This window comes from Telluria sp. AZSoR62 (assembly GCF_058111565.1).
The window spans coordinates 61,329-74,789 of record NZ_JBYTST010000010.1 but is presented as its reverse complement, the minus strand read 5'-3'; the positions used below and the strand labels follow the sequence as shown (position 1 = coordinate 74,789).

Annotated in this window: 18 protein-coding genes; 13 read left to right on the top strand and 5 right to left on the bottom strand. The window is 65.7% G+C overall.

Features of this window, described 5'->3' with window-relative positions; all coding sequences use genetic code 11:
* Nucleotides 1-114 precede the first annotated feature (114 nt).
* From mscL to AC3XQU_RS16245, 4 genes are read left to right on the top strand one after another with little or no spacing between them, the layout of a single operon-like run.
* Nucleotides 115-522, top strand: a complete 408-nt coding sequence (gene mscL, locus AC3XQU_RS16260) for a large conductance mechanosensitive channel protein MscL (RefSeq protein ID WP_489875332.1) — start codon at nucleotides 115-117, stop codon at nucleotides 520-522.
* 38 nt (nucleotides 523-560) lie between these two features.
* Nucleotides 561-1,718, top strand: coding sequence for a Do family serine endopeptidase (locus AC3XQU_RS16255; RefSeq protein WP_489875331.1), 1,158 nt, complete (start codon nucleotides 561-563; stop codon nucleotides 1,716-1,718).
* Nucleotides 1,719-1,738: 20 nt separating this feature from the next.
* Nucleotides 1,739-2,431 (top strand): DUF2461 domain-containing protein, encoded by a 693-nt coding sequence (locus tag AC3XQU_RS16250; RefSeq protein ID WP_489875202.1) that lies wholly within the window; start codon nucleotides 1,739-1,741, stop codon nucleotides 2,429-2,431.
* A gap of 27 nt (nucleotides 2,432-2,458) precedes the next feature.
* Nucleotides 2,459-2,830 carry a cupin domain-containing protein gene (locus AC3XQU_RS16245; protein WP_489875201.1) on the top strand — a complete coding sequence of 124 codons (372 nt, stop codon included), beginning with the start codon at nucleotides 2,459-2,461 and terminating at the stop codon, nucleotides 2,828-2,830.
* Nucleotides 2,831-2,855: 25 nt separating this feature from the next.
* On the opposite strand, the gene AC3XQU_RS16240 is transcribed toward AC3XQU_RS16245, so the two are convergent.
* The 5 genes from AC3XQU_RS16240 to AC3XQU_RS16220 all read right to left on the bottom strand — a co-directional run bounded on the left by AC3XQU_RS16240 (nucleotide 2,856) and on the right by AC3XQU_RS16220 (nucleotide 5,767).
* Nucleotides 2,856-3,887 carry an NAD(P)H-dependent glycerol-3-phosphate dehydrogenase gene (locus AC3XQU_RS16240; RefSeq protein WP_489875200.1) on the bottom strand — a complete coding sequence of 344 codons (1,032 nt, stop codon included), beginning with the start codon at nucleotides 3,885-3,887 and terminating at the stop codon, nucleotides 2,856-2,858.
* A gap of 19 nt (nucleotides 3,888-3,906) precedes the next feature.
* Nucleotides 3,907-4,347 carry an SH3 domain-containing protein gene (locus AC3XQU_RS16235; RefSeq protein WP_489875199.1) on the bottom strand — a complete coding sequence of 147 codons (441 nt, stop codon included), beginning with the start codon at nucleotides 4,345-4,347 and terminating at the stop codon, nucleotides 3,907-3,909.
* Nucleotides 4,348-4,453: 106 nt separating this feature from the next.
* Nucleotides 4,454-4,912 (bottom strand): protein-export chaperone SecB, encoded by a 459-nt coding sequence (gene secB, locus AC3XQU_RS16230; protein WP_489875198.1) that lies wholly within the window; start codon nucleotides 4,910-4,912, stop codon nucleotides 4,454-4,456.
* Between the two features lie 160 nt (nucleotides 4,913-5,072).
* Nucleotides 5,073-5,336, bottom strand: coding sequence for a glutaredoxin 3 (grxC, locus tag AC3XQU_RS16225; protein ID WP_489875197.1), 264 nt, complete (start codon nucleotides 5,334-5,336; stop codon nucleotides 5,073-5,075).
* 29 nt (nucleotides 5,337-5,365) lie between these two features.
* Complete coding sequence (locus AC3XQU_RS16220) at nucleotides 5,366-5,767, bottom strand: rhodanese-like domain-containing protein (RefSeq protein WP_489875196.1); 402 nt, start codon at nucleotides 5,765-5,767, stop codon at nucleotides 5,366-5,368.
* A 95-nt stretch (nucleotides 5,768-5,862) separates the two neighbouring features.
* On the opposite strand from AC3XQU_RS16220, the gene gpmA reads away from it, so the two are divergent.
* The 9 genes from gpmA to gspK all read left to right on the top strand — a co-directional run bounded on the left by gpmA (nucleotide 5,863) and on the right by gspK (nucleotide 13,458).
* A complete protein-coding gene (gpmA, locus tag AC3XQU_RS16215; protein ID WP_489875195.1) occupies nucleotides 5,863-6,609 on the top strand; it encodes a 2,3-diphosphoglycerate-dependent phosphoglycerate mutase in 747 nt (248 codons plus the stop codon).
* 9 nt (nucleotides 6,610-6,618) lie between these two features.
* Nucleotides 6,619-8,043 (top strand): murein hydrolase activator EnvC family protein, encoded by a 1,425-nt coding sequence (locus tag AC3XQU_RS16210; protein WP_489875330.1) that lies wholly within the window; start codon nucleotides 6,619-6,621, stop codon nucleotides 8,041-8,043.
* 12 nt (nucleotides 8,044-8,055) lie between these two features.
* Nucleotides 8,056-9,540, top strand: a complete 1,485-nt coding sequence (locus AC3XQU_RS16205; RefSeq protein WP_489875194.1) for a S41 family peptidase — start codon at nucleotides 8,056-8,058, stop codon at nucleotides 9,538-9,540.
* Between the two features lie 72 nt (nucleotides 9,541-9,612).
* Entirely contained in the window at nucleotides 9,613-10,377 is a 765-nt protein-coding gene (locus AC3XQU_RS16200; protein ID WP_489875193.1) for a HesA/MoeB/ThiF family protein, read from the top strand.
* 110 nt (nucleotides 10,378-10,487) lie between these two features.
* Nucleotides 10,488-10,931 carry a type II secretion system major pseudopilin GspG gene (gspG, locus tag AC3XQU_RS16195; RefSeq protein WP_489875192.1) on the top strand — a complete coding sequence of 148 codons (444 nt, stop codon included), beginning with the start codon at nucleotides 10,488-10,490 and terminating at the stop codon, nucleotides 10,929-10,931.
* Between the two features lie 5 nt (nucleotides 10,932-10,936).
* Entirely contained in the window at nucleotides 10,937-11,416 is a 480-nt protein-coding gene (locus AC3XQU_RS16190; RefSeq protein ID WP_489875191.1) for a GspH/FimT family pseudopilin, read from the top strand.
* A 13-nt stretch (nucleotides 11,417-11,429) separates the two neighbouring features.
* The gene (gspI, locus tag AC3XQU_RS16185; protein WP_489875329.1) at nucleotides 11,430-11,819 is read left to right on the top strand and encodes a type II secretion system minor pseudopilin GspI; all 390 of its coding nucleotides are present in this window, start codon (nucleotides 11,430-11,432) and stop codon (nucleotides 11,817-11,819) included.
* Nucleotides 11,816-12,454: a PulJ/GspJ family protein gene (locus AC3XQU_RS16180; RefSeq protein WP_489875190.1), complete on the top strand. Its 639-nt coding sequence runs from the start codon at nucleotides 11,816-11,818 to the stop codon at nucleotides 12,452-12,454. Before gspI ends, AC3XQU_RS16180 begins: the two co-directional genes overlap by 4 nt.
* Nucleotides 12,454-13,458 (top strand): type II secretion system minor pseudopilin GspK, encoded by a 1,005-nt coding sequence (gene gspK / locus AC3XQU_RS16175; protein ID WP_489875189.1) that lies wholly within the window; start codon nucleotides 12,454-12,456, stop codon nucleotides 13,456-13,458. The genes AC3XQU_RS16180 and gspK overlap by 1 nt, the downstream gene beginning before the upstream one ends.
* Nucleotides 13,459-13,461 lie beyond the last annotated feature (3 nt).

Genomic DNA, 13,461 nt, shown 5'->3' with positions numbered 1-13,461 from the left:
ACAACAAGCTTGAAAGTTGAAGCATTTTTCGTGGCTTTATAGGCTGTGCATACACGCCCGACAGCTTACGGTATGATGACCATCCTTGCCTCAATAATAATGAAAGGGGTGGTGATGAGCATGATGGGTGAGTTCAAAACGTTCGTAACGCGGGGTAACGTCGTCGATCTTGCAGTTGGCGTCATCATCGGGGGTGCTTTCGGGCGCATCGTCGATTCGCTGGTCAAGGACATCATCATGCCGCCGATCGGGGCCATGCTGGGCGGCCTCGATTTCGCCAACTATTACCTGCCTTTGAACGGACAAGGCACCACCTTGCCCCTGGCCGAGGCCCAGAAAGCCGGCGCCGTGCTCGCTTACGGCAATTTCCTGACCATCCTCCTGAACTTTATCCTGCTGGCGTTTGTCATCTTCCAGATGGTGCGAATCGTGAACCGTATCCGCAAGCCGGTCGAAGTCACGCCGGCCGAGGCCGAGGAAATCCTGCTGCTGCGCGACATCCGTGATGCATTAAGAAAGTGAAACCCGGTACCCTCCACGAGATCGAGCCAGTCCGCCCCCTGCGGCGGCTCTGGCTGCTGTTCGCGCAGACTGTCACAGTGGCGCTGGCGCTGTATGTCGTGGTGGCGGCCTTGCGGCCCGAATGGATCGAGCGTGCGCCCACCCAGGTCATGATCGGCAGCAAGGGCGCGCCGGGCAAGGCCGTGCCGGTGCTGCAGGGACCGGCCCTGCCGGCGAGCGGCAGCTACCGCGAGGCGGCCGGGCGCGCCATGCCGGCCGTGGTCAATATCCTCACCAGCAAGGCTTCGCGCGAAACCCATCCGCTGCTGAAAGACCCCTTCTTCCGCCGCTTCTTCGGCGACCGCATGCCGCCCGACGAGCAGCTGGCCAGCCTCGGCTCGGGCGTGATCGTCAGCACCGACGGTTATATCCTGACCAATAACCACGTGGTCGAGGGCGCCGATATCATCGAGGTCGGCCTGGCGGACGGGCGCAAGATCCCGGCGCGCATCGTCGGCACCGATCCGGAAACCGACCTGGCCGTGATCCGCATTTCGGCGAACAACTTGCCGGTGATGGTGCTGGGCGACCCGGAACGGGCGCGCGTGGGCGACGTGGTGCTGGCCATCGGCAACCCTTTCGGGGTCGGCCAGACCGTCACGCTGGGCATCATTTCTGCGCTGGGGCGCAACAACCTGCACATCAACCACTTCGAGAATTTCATCCAGACCGACGCCGCCATCAACTTCGGCAACTCGGGCGGGGCGCTGGTCGATACCAACGGCCACCTGCTCGGGATTAACTCGGCGATCTATTCCCAGACCGGCGGCTCGGTCGGGATCGGCTTTGCCATTCCCGTGAGCACCGCCAAGACGGTGCTCGATTCGATCGTCAAGCACGGCACGGTGGTGCGCGGCTGGATCGGGATCGAATCCCAGGACATCACGCCCGAGCTGGCCCAGAGCTTTGGCCTGGGACGCGACAGCGGGGCCATCATCGCCGGCGTGGTGCGCGGCGGCCCGGCCGACCGCGCCGGCATCCAGCCGGGCGATATCCTGGTGGCGGTGGGCAGCAAGCCGGTGTCCAATACCAGCGAGATGCTCAACCTGATCGCCCAACTGGAACCGGGGGAGAAGGCGCCCTTGCGTATCATGCGCAAGAACCGCGAGGCAACGCTTGCCGTCACCGTCGGCAAGCGGCCGCGCCAGCCCCAGTAAACTTCTTTTTTGGAACCTGCATGCACCTGCGTGACCTGACGCAATTCTTAAGCGAGCTCAGCGAGAACAACACCCGTCCCTGGTTCATCATGAACAAGCCGCGCTACGACATCCTGCGCGCGGAATTCCTCGATGTCGTCACCGAACTCATTCGCGAGCTGGGCACGTTCGACAAGCAGGTGGCCGGCTGCGATCCCAAGAAGGCGATGTTCCGCATCCACCGCGACGTACGCTTCGCCAAGGACAAGCGGCCCTACAAAACCCATTTCTCGGCCGGTATCGCGCCCCTGAACAAGCGGCGCCCGAGCGCGGCCGGCGGGCCGACCTATTACTTCCATATCGAAGCCAATGGCAACCTGCTGTTCGGGGCCGGCGAGTACCTGCCGCCGGCGCCGCGCCTGAAGGCGATCCGCGAGCACCTCGTCAACGATGCGACAGGCTTCGCAAAAATGTTGAAGAATAAGCATCTCCGGTCTACCTACGGCGACCTGCAGGAAGAAGATAAATTGCAGCGTCCCCCGAAGGGCGTCGATCCGGATCACCCGCTGGTCGAATACCTCAAGCTCAAGAGCTTCTTCGTCTGGGTCGAGGTGCCGCTGCTGCTGAACGCCCCCGAATTGCTGGTGCCACAACTGGCCAGCGGCATGAAGGATGCGTTCGCGCTGGTCACCTGGCTGCGCGGGGTCCCGGAAAAACACGAAGAGCCGGCATAACTACACACGTTCATTACGGAGGGCGACATGGCCTTGCAACATGCAGTTTCGGGCGAACGCATCGCCTTGCAGCGCGGCGACGACGACATCGCGCATTTCACTTCGATCGCCCTGATCAAGACCGAGTACATGGAATTGATCCGCCTGGTGCTGCCCACGGAAAAACCCATGCCCGAGCACCGGGTCGAAGGGGAAGTGACGCTGGTCTGCCTGGAAGGCGAGATCGCTTTCGATGCGCATGGACGCACCACGATCCTGCGGCCCAACGAGATGGTGTACCTGGCGGCCGGCGAGCCGCATGCGATCCGGGCAATCCAGGATGCGGTGGCCTTGATGACCATCCTGCTGGTGCCCAAGCGCGGCGGCGGGCCGACGCACGAGGGCGCAGCAGGCAAGTAGAGCGCCGCGCTGCGGCGCCCTGGATTTACGCCAGCTCGTCCCGCGGATCGCGCGCCAGCAACTGCTGGGCCATCTCCGTCGCATCCACCCCATCGAACAGCACTGCCGCCACCGCTTCGGTGATCGGCATGTCCACGCCAAGGCGGCGCGCCAGCGCGCGCACCGACTTCGCGCAGGGCACGCCTTCGGCCACATGCCCCAGTTCTGCCACGATGGTGTCGAGCTGCTTGCCTTGTGCCAGCGCCAGGCCCACGCGCCGGTTGCGCGACAGGTCGCCGGTGCAGGTCAGGATCAAATCGCCCATGCCGGACAGGCCCATGAAGGTGCCCGGCTGCGCGCCCAGGGTCACGCCCAGGCGGGTGATTTCGGCCAGGCCGCGCGTGATCAGGGCCGCGCGTGCATTCAGGCCCAGGCCCAGGCCATCGGCCGCGCCGGTGGCGATCGCCATCACGTTCTTCACCGCGCCGCCCACTTCCACGCCGACCATGTCGTCGCAGGCGTAGACACGCAGGTTGTTGCCGTGCGCCGCAGCCACCACGCGTTCGCGCAGCTGGCTCGAGGTCGAGGCCACGCTCAGCGCGCAGGGCAGGCCGCGCGCGACTTCCTGTGCGAACGAGGGGCCCGACAGCGCCGCGCCCTCGGCGGCGTCGCCCAGGACTTCGGCCACCACCTGGTGCGGCAGCAGGCCGGTGCCGGCTTCGAAGCCCTTGCACAGCCAGACGACGTTCCGAATGGCGCGGCCCTTCAACTGGCCCAGCAGCGGACGCAGGCCGGCCACCGGGCAGGCCAGGATCAGCAGCGGCGCTTCTTCCAGCGTGGCATCGACCACGTGGGCCAGCGCCGCCTCGAAATCGGCGCCCACGCGCAGGCTGGTGGGCAGGGGGAAGCCCGGCAGGTAGTGCAGGTTCTCGCGTGCGGCTTCGGTCTCGGCCATTTGCGCGGGGTTGCGGCCCCACAGCAGCACGTCGTGGCGGGCCGCCAGCGCAATGGCCACGGCCGTGCCCCAGGCGCCGGCGCCCAGGACGGTAATCTTGGAGGGTTGTTTTTGTACTTGCATTTTTATTGAGCAGGCGGCATTACAGGCCCCAGAGGTCGTTCGAGCGCATATAGCCGAGGATGCCGTCGCGGTGGCGCACGCGCACCCAGGCGATCGCCGAGGGATCGACCAGTTCGAGCACCACGCCCTTGTCGGCCGTCATCAGGACGGGGGAAGTCTCATCGGCTTCCGCAAACACCCTGGCGCCGGGCGTGCTGACGATGACGTTGCGGCGGGCCACCAGGCCCTTGGCCTCGGTCCAGGCCAGTTCGCCGTTCATGTCGCGCACCTTGACCCAGTCGCCATAGCCGATCACGACCTGCAGCGGCATGCCGCGCGGGGCGATGTAGAGCTTGGCGCCACGGGTGGAAGGGGTGTCGTACAGGATGACGGGAGCCGGGCCGACGCTCTTGAAATCGAAGGCGAACGCAGCCGGTGCGGACAACACGAGCACGCTGGCGAGGAGACGGGATGGAATCATGGCGAGCCAAAGATCGGATCAAAACCGCGGGTTAAACCGGGGGTAACGCCGTGGACGCCGGAAAGGCAAGCACGGGCACCGCTAGCGATGCCCGCGAGAAAACGACTTACTGTGCCGGAGCTTCGGCAGCCTGGGCCATGGCCTGCTGGCGCTGCTGGTAGAAGGCTTCGAAGTTGATCTCGGCCAGGTGCACCGGTGGGAAGCCGGCGCGGCTGATCACGTCGGCGATGTTGGCGCGCAGGTAAGGGTAGACGATGTTCGGGCAGCCGATCCCCAGCAGCGGATCCATCTGCTCGGCAGGGATGTTGCGGGCTTCGAAGATGCCGGCCTGCTTGCCTTCGACCAGGAAAGCGACCTTGTCCTTGACCTTGGCGGTGACGGTGATGGTCACGGTCGACTCGTAGATGCCGTCGGCGATGCTGTCGGCGCCCACGTCCAGCGACACTTCGATGGTCGGGGCTTCCTGCTCGAGGAAGATCGCCGGGGAATTCGGTTGCTCCAGCGACATGTCTTTCAGGTAGACGCGTTGGATTTGGAAGACTGGTTGCAGGTTTTCGTCAGACATGGAACGCTTTCGTGAAATTTTGGATGGACGGACGCGCCGTCACGGTGCTTTGGTCAAACGCGACGGCAATTGTATCAAAATCAATTTGGATGCAATACCCCCACCGCCGCAGGCCCCGAAGCCCGTCAATCCGGGCTCCATCCAGGTGGGATCGGGCCTGTCAGGCGCCTTGCAGCAGCGGGTCCAGGCGGCCGGCCTGATCGAGGGCGTACAGGTCGTCGAAGCCGCCGACATGGGTCTCGCCGACGTAGATTTGCGGAACGGTGCGGCGGCCGGTGCGTTGCATCATGATCTGGCGCTGCTCCGGGTCCAGGTCGACGCGGATGCGTTCGATGTCGGTCACGCCCTTGGCTTCGAGCAGGCGCTCGGCGCGGACGCAGTAGGGGCAGCTTGCGGTGTGGTACAGAACGACATGTTGGGTCATGATGCTTCCTTCCTGAAAGGCATACTGAGTTACTTGGTTACCGGCAAGCCAGCCGCGGTCCAGGCCGACAAGCCGCCTTCGAGCGCATGCGCGTCCTCGAAGCCTGCGGCCGCCAGCATGCGCACTGCCTTGTCGGCACGCGCGCCGGTCTGGCAGACGACGACGATGGTGCGGCCCTTGGACTTGTCCAGCTCGCCGATACGATTGGTCAAGTCTGCCAGCGGGATGTTTTTGGCGTCGCGCACATGGCCGGCCGCAAATTCGTCGGCGCTGCGCACGTCCAGCACGACGGTCTTGCCGCGGTTGATCATCTGCGTGGCCTGCAGCGGCGAGGCACGCTTGCCGCGCGGCGCCATGGCTGGCCAGAGCAGGGCGGCGCCCGACACGACGGCGATTGCCACGACAAAGATATTATCGAGAATGAAATTCACAAGGCTTCCAATGGTTGAACTGAATCGGCGCATTATAAAATAGATGCTGGACCGGATCTCAATCGCATTATTTCTTTCAATGTAAAGTCGAGCTTATGTACAAAATCGTATTCATGCGCCATGGCGAATCCACCTGGAACCTGGCCAACCGCTTCACCGGCTGGGTCGACGTCGACCTGACCGAAAAAGGTATCCAGGAAGCGAAGAACGCCGGCCGCGCCCTGCGCGAGGCGGGTTTCACCTTCGACCTGGCCTACACCTCGGTGCTCAAGCGCGCCATCCGCACCCTGTGGCTGGCGATGGACGAAATGGACATGATGTACCTGCCGGTGAAGAACGACTGGCGCCTGAACGAGCGCCACTACGGCGCCCTGCAGGGCCTGGACAAGGGCGAAACCGCCGCCAAGTACGGCGACGAGCAGGTGCTGGTCTGGCGCCGCAGCTACGACACGCCGCCGCCGGCGCTGGACGAGCACGACGAGCGCACCTCGTTCAAGGACCCGCGTTACGCCGGCCTCGACAAATCCCAGATCCCGCTGACCGAATGCCTGAAGGACACCGTGGCGCGCGTCATGCCATGCTGGAACGAAGAAATCGCACCGGCCATCCGCGCCGGCAAGAACATCCTGATCTCGGCCCACGGCAACAGCCTGCGCGCCATTATCAAAATGCTGGACGGCATCAGCGACACCGACATCGTCGGCCTGAACATCCCGAACGGCCAGCCGCTGGTGTACGAACTCGATGCCGACCTCAAGCCGATCAAGAGCTATTACCTGGGCGACCAGGACGCGATTGCCGCCGCGATGGCGGCCGTGGCCAACCAAGGGAAGGCGAAGTAAGACTTGCGTTTGCCATCCATGAAGTCCGCCGGCAGTGCGCTGCTCTGCACGCTGCTGGCCATCGCGCTTTCCAGCCCTGTTTACGCTCAACGCCAGACCGACCGCAGCCGCCAGAAGGTGACGGCGGAGAAGCAGCGCGCCGGTATCCAGCAGCAGCTGCAAGCCATCAAGCGCGAGATCGCCCGCACCGAAAGCGAAAAGGAAGACGCTGCCGACGAGCTGGCGGAGTCCGAAGCGGCCATTTCCAACGCCAACCGCGCCCTGCGCGACCTGGCCGAGGAGCAGGATGCGACCAGCACCCGCGTCAACGACCTGGCGCGCGAGCAGGAGCAGCTGGCCCAAACAATTGTTAATCAAAAGAAACAATTGTCCAAGCTGCTGCGCGAGCACTATGTGGCTGGCAACGAAGACCGGATCAAGCTGCTGCTGTCCGGCGACAACCCGAACCGCATCAACCGCGACCTGCAGATGATGGCCTATGTCTCGCAGGCCCAGGCCAAGCTGCTGGGCTCCTTGCGCACCAACCTGGCCCAGGTCGAGGCCAACCGCGACAAGGTCGAGAACGCCCAGCAAGAGCTGCAGGAAATCGCCGACGAGCAGCGCGACCAGAAAGCGCTGCTGGAGAAGGAAAAATCGCGCCGTAGCGCGCTGCTGCAGAATCTGTCGACCAAGCTGTCCGACCAGCGCAAGCAGGCCGACCGCCTGCAGCGCGACGAGCAGCGCATGAGCGGCCTGGTCGATCGCCTGACGCGCCTGCTGCGCGAGCAGGCCGAAGCCGAGCAGCGCCGCCAGGTGGCGCTGGCCGCCGCCAGGGCCAAGGCGCAAGCCGAGGAGCAAGCCCGCGCCCTGGCGCGCGCCAAGCTGGCGGCCGAGAAGGCCGAGCGCGAACGCATCGCGCGCCAGAACGCCAAGCCCGGCGCCAAGCCGGCGCCCCTGCCGGAGCCGGAACCGCCGAAGGTGGCCGAGCAGCCCAAACCGGTCGAGAAACCGACCGCGCCGCCGCCGCCCGAAGTCACGCTGGCCCCGGCCGCGCCAAGCGGCGCCTTTGCCAGCCTGAAAGGCCGCTTGACTGTACCGGTCAGCGGCAGCATCGCGGCGCGCTTCGGCGCCCGCCGCGGCGAAGGCCCGACCTGGAAAGGCATGTTCATCAAGGCGCCGGAAGGCACCGAGATCCGCGCCGTCGGACCGGGCCGGGTGGTGCATGCCGACTGGATGCGGGGTTTTGGCAACCTGATCATCATCGACCATGGCGGCGAGTACCTGTCGATCTACGGGAACAACTCGGCGCTGCTCAAGCGCCCGGGCGACATGGTGCGGGGCGGCGAGGCCGTCGCGAGCGCCGGCAACACCGGCGGCAACGAGGAATCGGGGCTATACTTTGAGCTCAGGCACCGTGGCAAGGCCTTCGATCCGGCAAGCTGGATCAAATTCTAAGGGCACACATTTATGAGCAGCAAAGCAAAGAACTTCGGCTTGATCGGACTGGGCGTGGTGGCCGGTGTCGCCGCCTCCTTCCAGTTCTCGGCGTATGCACAAAAAGACCTGAAGGCGCCGCTGCCGCTGGACGAGCTGCGCCAGCTGGCCGATGTCTACGGCCTGATCAAGACCGATTACGTCGAGCCTGTCGAAGACAAGAAGCTGCTGTCCGAAGCCATCGGCGGCATGGTCGCCTCGCTCGACCCGCACTCCACCTACCTGGACCAGAAAGCCTTCCGCGAAATGAAGGAAGCGGTGCAGGGCAAGTTCGTCGGCGTCGGCATCGAAGTGGCCAGCGAAGACGGCTACGTGAAAGTGGTGGCCCCGATCGAGGATTCGCCCGCGCACAAGGCCGGCATCAAGTCCGGCGACCTGATCACCCGCATCGACAACGTCCCGGTGCGCAATATGTCGATCGACGAAGCGATCAAGCGCATGCGCGGCAAGGCCGGCAGCAAGGTCACCTTGACGATCGCGCGCCGCGGCGAAGACCGCCCATGGGTGCTGCCGGTGGCGCGCCAGGAAATCGTGGTGCAAAGCGTCAAGGCCAAGATGGTCGAGCCAGGCTATGCCTGGCTGCGCGTGAGCCAGTTCCAGGAAAACACCGTCGAGGAACTGGCGAAAAAGGCCAAGGCCTTGTACGCCGAGAATCCGGAGATCAAGGGCCTGGTGCTCGACCTGCGAAACGACCCGGGCGGCCTGCTGCCCGGCGCGATCGGCGTGTCGGCGGCCTTCCTGCCCAAGCCCGACCAACTCATCGTCTCGACCAAGGGCCAGCTGCCCGATTCGAACCAGCAGTTCTACGGTCGCCGCGACCACTATGCCCAGCGCGGCGCCGACCCGCTGGCCGGCCTGCCGGCAGGCCTGAAAACGGTGCCGATGGTGGTGCTGGTCAATGGCGGCTCGGCTTCGGCTTCCGAAATCGTCGCCGGCGCCCTGCAGGATTACCAGCGCGCCATCGTGATGGGCAGCCAGACTTTCGGCAAGGGCTCGGTGCAGACCCTGCGCCAGCTGTCGGCCGACACTGCCGTCAAGCTCACCACCGCGCGTTACTACACCCCGAAAGGCCGGCCGATCCAGGCCACCGGCATCGTGCCCGACATGAAGGTCGACGAGACGCTCGAAGGCGACGCGCTGGCCGTGCTGCGCGTGCGCGAAGCGGATTTGCAGCGCCACCTGGTGAGCGAAGGCGAAGCGGAGAAAACGCCGGCGGCCAAGGATGCCCGCGCGGCCCTGGAAGCCCAGCAGCGCGCCATCGCCCAGCTGAAAGACCGCAAGCCGCTCGACTACGGCAGCAAGGACGACTTCCAGCTGGCGCAGGCGCTCAACCATTTCAAGGGGCAGAAGGTGGTGCTGGCCAAGGCCGATCCGGATGCCGCCAAGCCGGCGGCGCCGAAAGCGCTGCCGGGGGCGGAGACCAAGCCGCCGGAGTTGAAGGCGCCGGCGAAGAAATAAGCCTTGGCTTGATGCTGCAGACTTGGGTCCCGGCGCAGACCGGGATCCAGTTGACCTCCGTCGCACCCCCAAATGAACGACACCCAACTCCTGCGCTACTCCCGCCACATCCTGCTCGACGACATCGGCATCGACGGCCAGCAGCGCCTGCTCGACGCCCACGCCCTGGTCATCGGCGCCGGCGGCCTCGGTTCGCCCGCCGCGCTCTACCTGGCCTCTAGCGGCGTCGGCAAGATCACCCTGGTCGACGACGATACTGTGGACCTGACCAACCTGCAGCGCCAGGTCATGCACACCACCGTGCGCATCGGCGAGCCGAAAGCCGATTCCGGCCGCGCCGCCCTGCTGGCCATCAATCCCGATATCGCGGTCGTCGCGCTGCGCGAACGCGCTGGCGGAGAACGTTTGCGGGAACTGGTGCGCGCCGCTACGGTCGTACTCGATTGCACCGACAACTTCGCCACCCGCCACGCGGTCAACCGCGCCTGTGTCCTGGAAGGCAAACCGCTGGTCTCCGGCGCCGCGATCCGCTTCGACGGCCAGCTCTCGGTCTTCGACACGACCAGGCCGGATACCCCGTGCTACGCCTGCCTGTTCCCCGAGGACAGCCACTTCGAAGACGCCGCCTGTAGCAGCATGGGCGTGTTCGCGCCGCTGGTGGGCGTGGTCGGCGCCATGCAGGCGGCCGAGGCGATGAAGCTGGTGGCCGGCATCGGCCAGCCGCTGGCGGGACGCCTGCTGCTGCTCGACGGGCGCGCCATGGAATGGACCACGATCCGGGTGGCCCGCAACCCATCCTGCCCGGTCTGCGCCGCCCGTGGCGTGGCACACAATTAACAAAGGCGGCGCACGCCAAGCTGGCTTACAATTGCTCACCCCCGGCAGTGTTCCGGTCATAATCGGGCCGTATACTGTCTCGCTTCAACCGCCCATTGCAAAGAGTATCCATGCACATTGATTCGCAACGTAAGCAGCGCCGCGCACGCGGTTTCACCCTGGTCGAGATCATGGTCGTGGTGGTCATCATCGGCATCCTCGGCGCCCTGGTCGTGCCGAAGCTGCTGGGCCGCACCGGCGAGTCGCGCGTCACCGCCGCCAAGGTCGACATCGCCACCATGATGCAAGCCCTCAAGCTGTACAAGCTCGACAACCAGCGCTATCCAAGCACCGAGCAGGGCCTGGTGTCCCTGGTCACCAAGCCGACCTCCGGCCCGGCCGCGAACGGCTGGAAATCCGGCGGCTATCTGGAGAAGCTGCCGAAAGACCCATGGGGTAATGCCTACCAGTACCTGTCGCCGGGCATTCATGGCGAAGTGGACATCTTCTCGCTCGGCGCCGATGGCCAGCCCGGCGGCACCGGCGAGGACGCCGACGTCGGCTCCTGGGAATAAGGTCCATGCGCGCCCGGGGCGCCTTGCGCAGGGCAGCCGGCTTCACCCTGGTGGAGCTCCTGGTCGTGATGGTCATCATCGGCATCACGCTGGGGCTCGCTTCGCTCAACGCCATCCCATCGCCGCGCCAGAACCTGCAGCAGGAAGCCCAGCGCATCGCCCTGCTGCTGCAGCTGGCGCGTGACGAAGCCATCGTGCGCAACCGCCAGGTGGCCTTCGAGGCCAATCCCGAACGCTACCGCTTCATCGTGCGCAGCGACACCGGCTGGGTGCCGGTGACGCGCGACGACCTGCTGCGCGAACGCATCTTCAAGAGCGGCCCGCTGCGCCTCGTGCTCGAACCCAATTCCGGCGCCGATCCGAGCGCCTTGCGCATCGTGTTCGGCCGCGAGCCGGTCGACCGTCCCTTCGTGCTGACCCTGGCCGCTGGCGACGACGCGGTCGCGATCCGCGCCGACGGCGTCGGCCACTTCACGGTGGAGTGACGCGTCCATGACCATGCACCCACGCCGCCCGTCTGCCGCCCAAGGATTCACCCTGCTCGAAGTGCTGGTGGCGCTGGTCATCGTCGGCACCGCGCTCGGGGCCGGTCTGCGCGCGGTCGGCAGCCTCACGTCCAACAGCGCCGGCCTGCGGTCCTCGATGATGGCGACCTGGTCCGCCGAAAACCGCCTGGTGCAGATCCGCCTCGGCCGCGAATTCCCCCAGGTTGGCAAGCGCAATTTCCCCTGCGCCCAGGGCGACCTGCAGCTGATCTGCGAGGAAGAAGTCATCACCAGCCCGAATCCGCAGCTGCGCCGCATCGAAGTGTCGGTGTACGACGCCGAGCGTCCCGACCGCCGCATCGTCAAGCTGATCCAGCTGGTCCTGAGGCCATCCCGTCCATGATGCCAGCCCAGCAACCGGCCAAGCGGCGGCGCCGCGCCGGCTTCACCCTCGTCGAGCTGCTGGTGGCGATCAGCATCCTCGCCATCCTGGCCGTGCTCGGCTGGCGCGGGCTGGACGGCATCGTGCGCGCCCGCATTGCGCTCACCGAGAACATGGAAGTCACGCGCGGCATGCAGCTGGCGTTTGCCCAGATGCAGAGCGACGGCGAGCACCTGGCCGAGCGCGCCGTGATCGGCCGCCGTCCCAACCTGCAATGGGAAGACAACCGCCTCACGCTGGTGCGCAAGGTCTATAACGAAAACGAGCCTTCGCAGCTGGCCGTGGTGTCCTACCGCGTCGTCAATGGCGCCCTGGTGCGGCGCGAATCGCGCGGCACGCGCGACCTGTCCCAGCTCGATGCGCTGTGGCAGGCCGCCGCCAGCGATGCCCCTTCCGAATCGTCGCCGCCGGTGACGCTGCAGACCGGCGTGGCCGCGATGCAAATCCAGTCCTGGCAAAACGATGCCTGGCACAAGGAACCGGTCCCGGTCCCCGAAGGCGCACAGGCCGAGGAGGCCAGCGGCATCCAGGTCGCCCTCACTTCTCAAGGGCTGGTCGGGCCGATGGTCAAGTTCTTCCTGCTCGGGGGTACCTGATGCGCCGACCCAAGCTGCTGCTGCGCCAGCGCGGCGTCGCGGTCGTCACCGCCTTGCTGCTGACCACGCTGGCGATCTCGATCGTCGCCAGCCTGTTCTGGCAGCAGCAGGTGCAGGTGCGCTCGATGGAAAACCAGCGCCTGCAATTGCAGACCCAGTGGATCCTGCGCGGCGCGCTCGACTGGGCCAGCCTGGTGCTGCGCCAGGACGCGTATACCTCGCAATACACCTCGCTCGACCAGGTCTGGGCCACGCCGCTGGCCGAAACCCGGCTGGACCAGTACATCGAACGCGAACGGGTCGAAGGCGAAACCTTCGACGCCTCGCTGTCGGGTAACATTGTCGACGCCACGTCGCGTTACAATCTGGCCAACCTGGCGCAGGGCCGGCAGCGGGTGGCGGCCCAGGAAGCCATCCTCAAGCGGCTGCTGGCGCAATTGCGCCTGGATGCACGCCTGGCGGAGCGGATCGGGATTTTCGTGGCGCAGGGCCAGCAGGCGGCCGTGCAGGACCCGCAGCAAGCACCGCTGCCACCGCTGCCGACTGGACAGCTGGTGGTGCCCCCCAGCAGCGGCGTGCCGATCCCCCTGCTGCAGGTGGACGACCTGCTGGCGGTGCAGGGTGTGACGCCCGAAGTGCTGGCGACGCTGCGGCCTTTCCTGATCGTGCTGCCGTCGACGGCCCCGACGCCGCTGAACGTGAACACGGTGCCGGCCGAGCTGCTAGCGGCGCTGGTGCCGGACATGTCGATGTCGCAGGCCAATACCCTGGTGGCGCGCCGCAAGACCGCGCCATGGAACCAGGTCGAGCAGTTCAAGTCGGAAGCCCGGATGAACGATGAACTCGTCCCGGCCGATGCCTATGCAATCAAGAGCAACTGGTTCCTGGTCCAGAGCCGTATCCGCCTGGACCGCGCCGCCCTCAACGCCGAATCGCTCATCGAGCGCAAGGATGGCGTGATCGGCGGCGGCGGCACCAAAGTAATCTGGACCCGCCAAAATTAGAAG

Excerpts from the sequence above, each read along its gene's own strand:
- mscL (WP_489875332.1), top strand. The coding sequence starts at position 115 with ATGAGCATGATGGGTGAGTTCAAAACGTTCGTAACGCGGGGTAACGTC.
- AC3XQU_RS16250 (WP_489875202.1), top strand. The coding sequence starts at position 1,739 with ATGCACCTGCGTGACCTGACGCAATTCTTAAGCGAGCTCAGCGAGAAC.
- AC3XQU_RS16245 (WP_489875201.1), top strand. The coding sequence starts at position 2,459 with ATGGCCTTGCAACATGCAGTTTCGGGCGAACGCATCGCCTTGCAGCGC.
- AC3XQU_RS16240 (WP_489875200.1), bottom strand. The coding sequence starts at position 3,887 with ATGCAAGTACAAAAACAACCCTCCAAGATTACCGTCCTGGGCGCCGGC.
- AC3XQU_RS16235 (WP_489875199.1), bottom strand. The coding sequence starts at position 4,347 with ATGATTCCATCCCGTCTCCTCGCCAGCGTGCTCGTGTTGTCCGCACCG.
- secB (WP_489875198.1), bottom strand. The coding sequence starts at position 4,912 with ATGTCTGACGAAAACCTGCAACCAGTCTTCCAAATCCAACGCGTCTAC.
- grxC (WP_489875197.1), bottom strand. The coding sequence starts at position 5,336 with ATGACCCAACATGTCGTTCTGTACCACACCGCAAGCTGCCCCTACTGC.
- gpmA (WP_489875195.1), top strand. The coding sequence starts at position 5,863 with ATGTACAAAATCGTATTCATGCGCCATGGCGAATCCACCTGGAACCTG.
- AC3XQU_RS16205 (WP_489875194.1), top strand. The coding sequence starts at position 8,056 with ATGAGCAGCAAAGCAAAGAACTTCGGCTTGATCGGACTGGGCGTGGTG.
- AC3XQU_RS16200 (WP_489875193.1), top strand. The coding sequence starts at position 9,613 with ATGAACGACACCCAACTCCTGCGCTACTCCCGCCACATCCTGCTCGAC.
- gspG (WP_489875192.1), top strand. The coding sequence starts at position 10,488 with ATGCACATTGATTCGCAACGTAAGCAGCGCCGCGCACGCGGTTTCACC.
- AC3XQU_RS16190 (WP_489875191.1), top strand. The coding sequence starts at position 10,937 with ATGCGCGCCCGGGGCGCCTTGCGCAGGGCAGCCGGCTTCACCCTGGTG.
- gspI (WP_489875329.1), top strand. The coding sequence starts at position 11,430 with ATGCACCCACGCCGCCCGTCTGCCGCCCAAGGATTCACCCTGCTCGAA.
- AC3XQU_RS16180 (WP_489875190.1), top strand. The coding sequence starts at position 11,816 with ATGATGCCAGCCCAGCAACCGGCCAAGCGGCGGCGCCGCGCCGGCTTC.
- gspK (WP_489875189.1), top strand. The coding sequence starts at position 12,454 with ATGCGCCGACCCAAGCTGCTGCTGCGCCAGCGCGGCGTCGCGGTCGTC.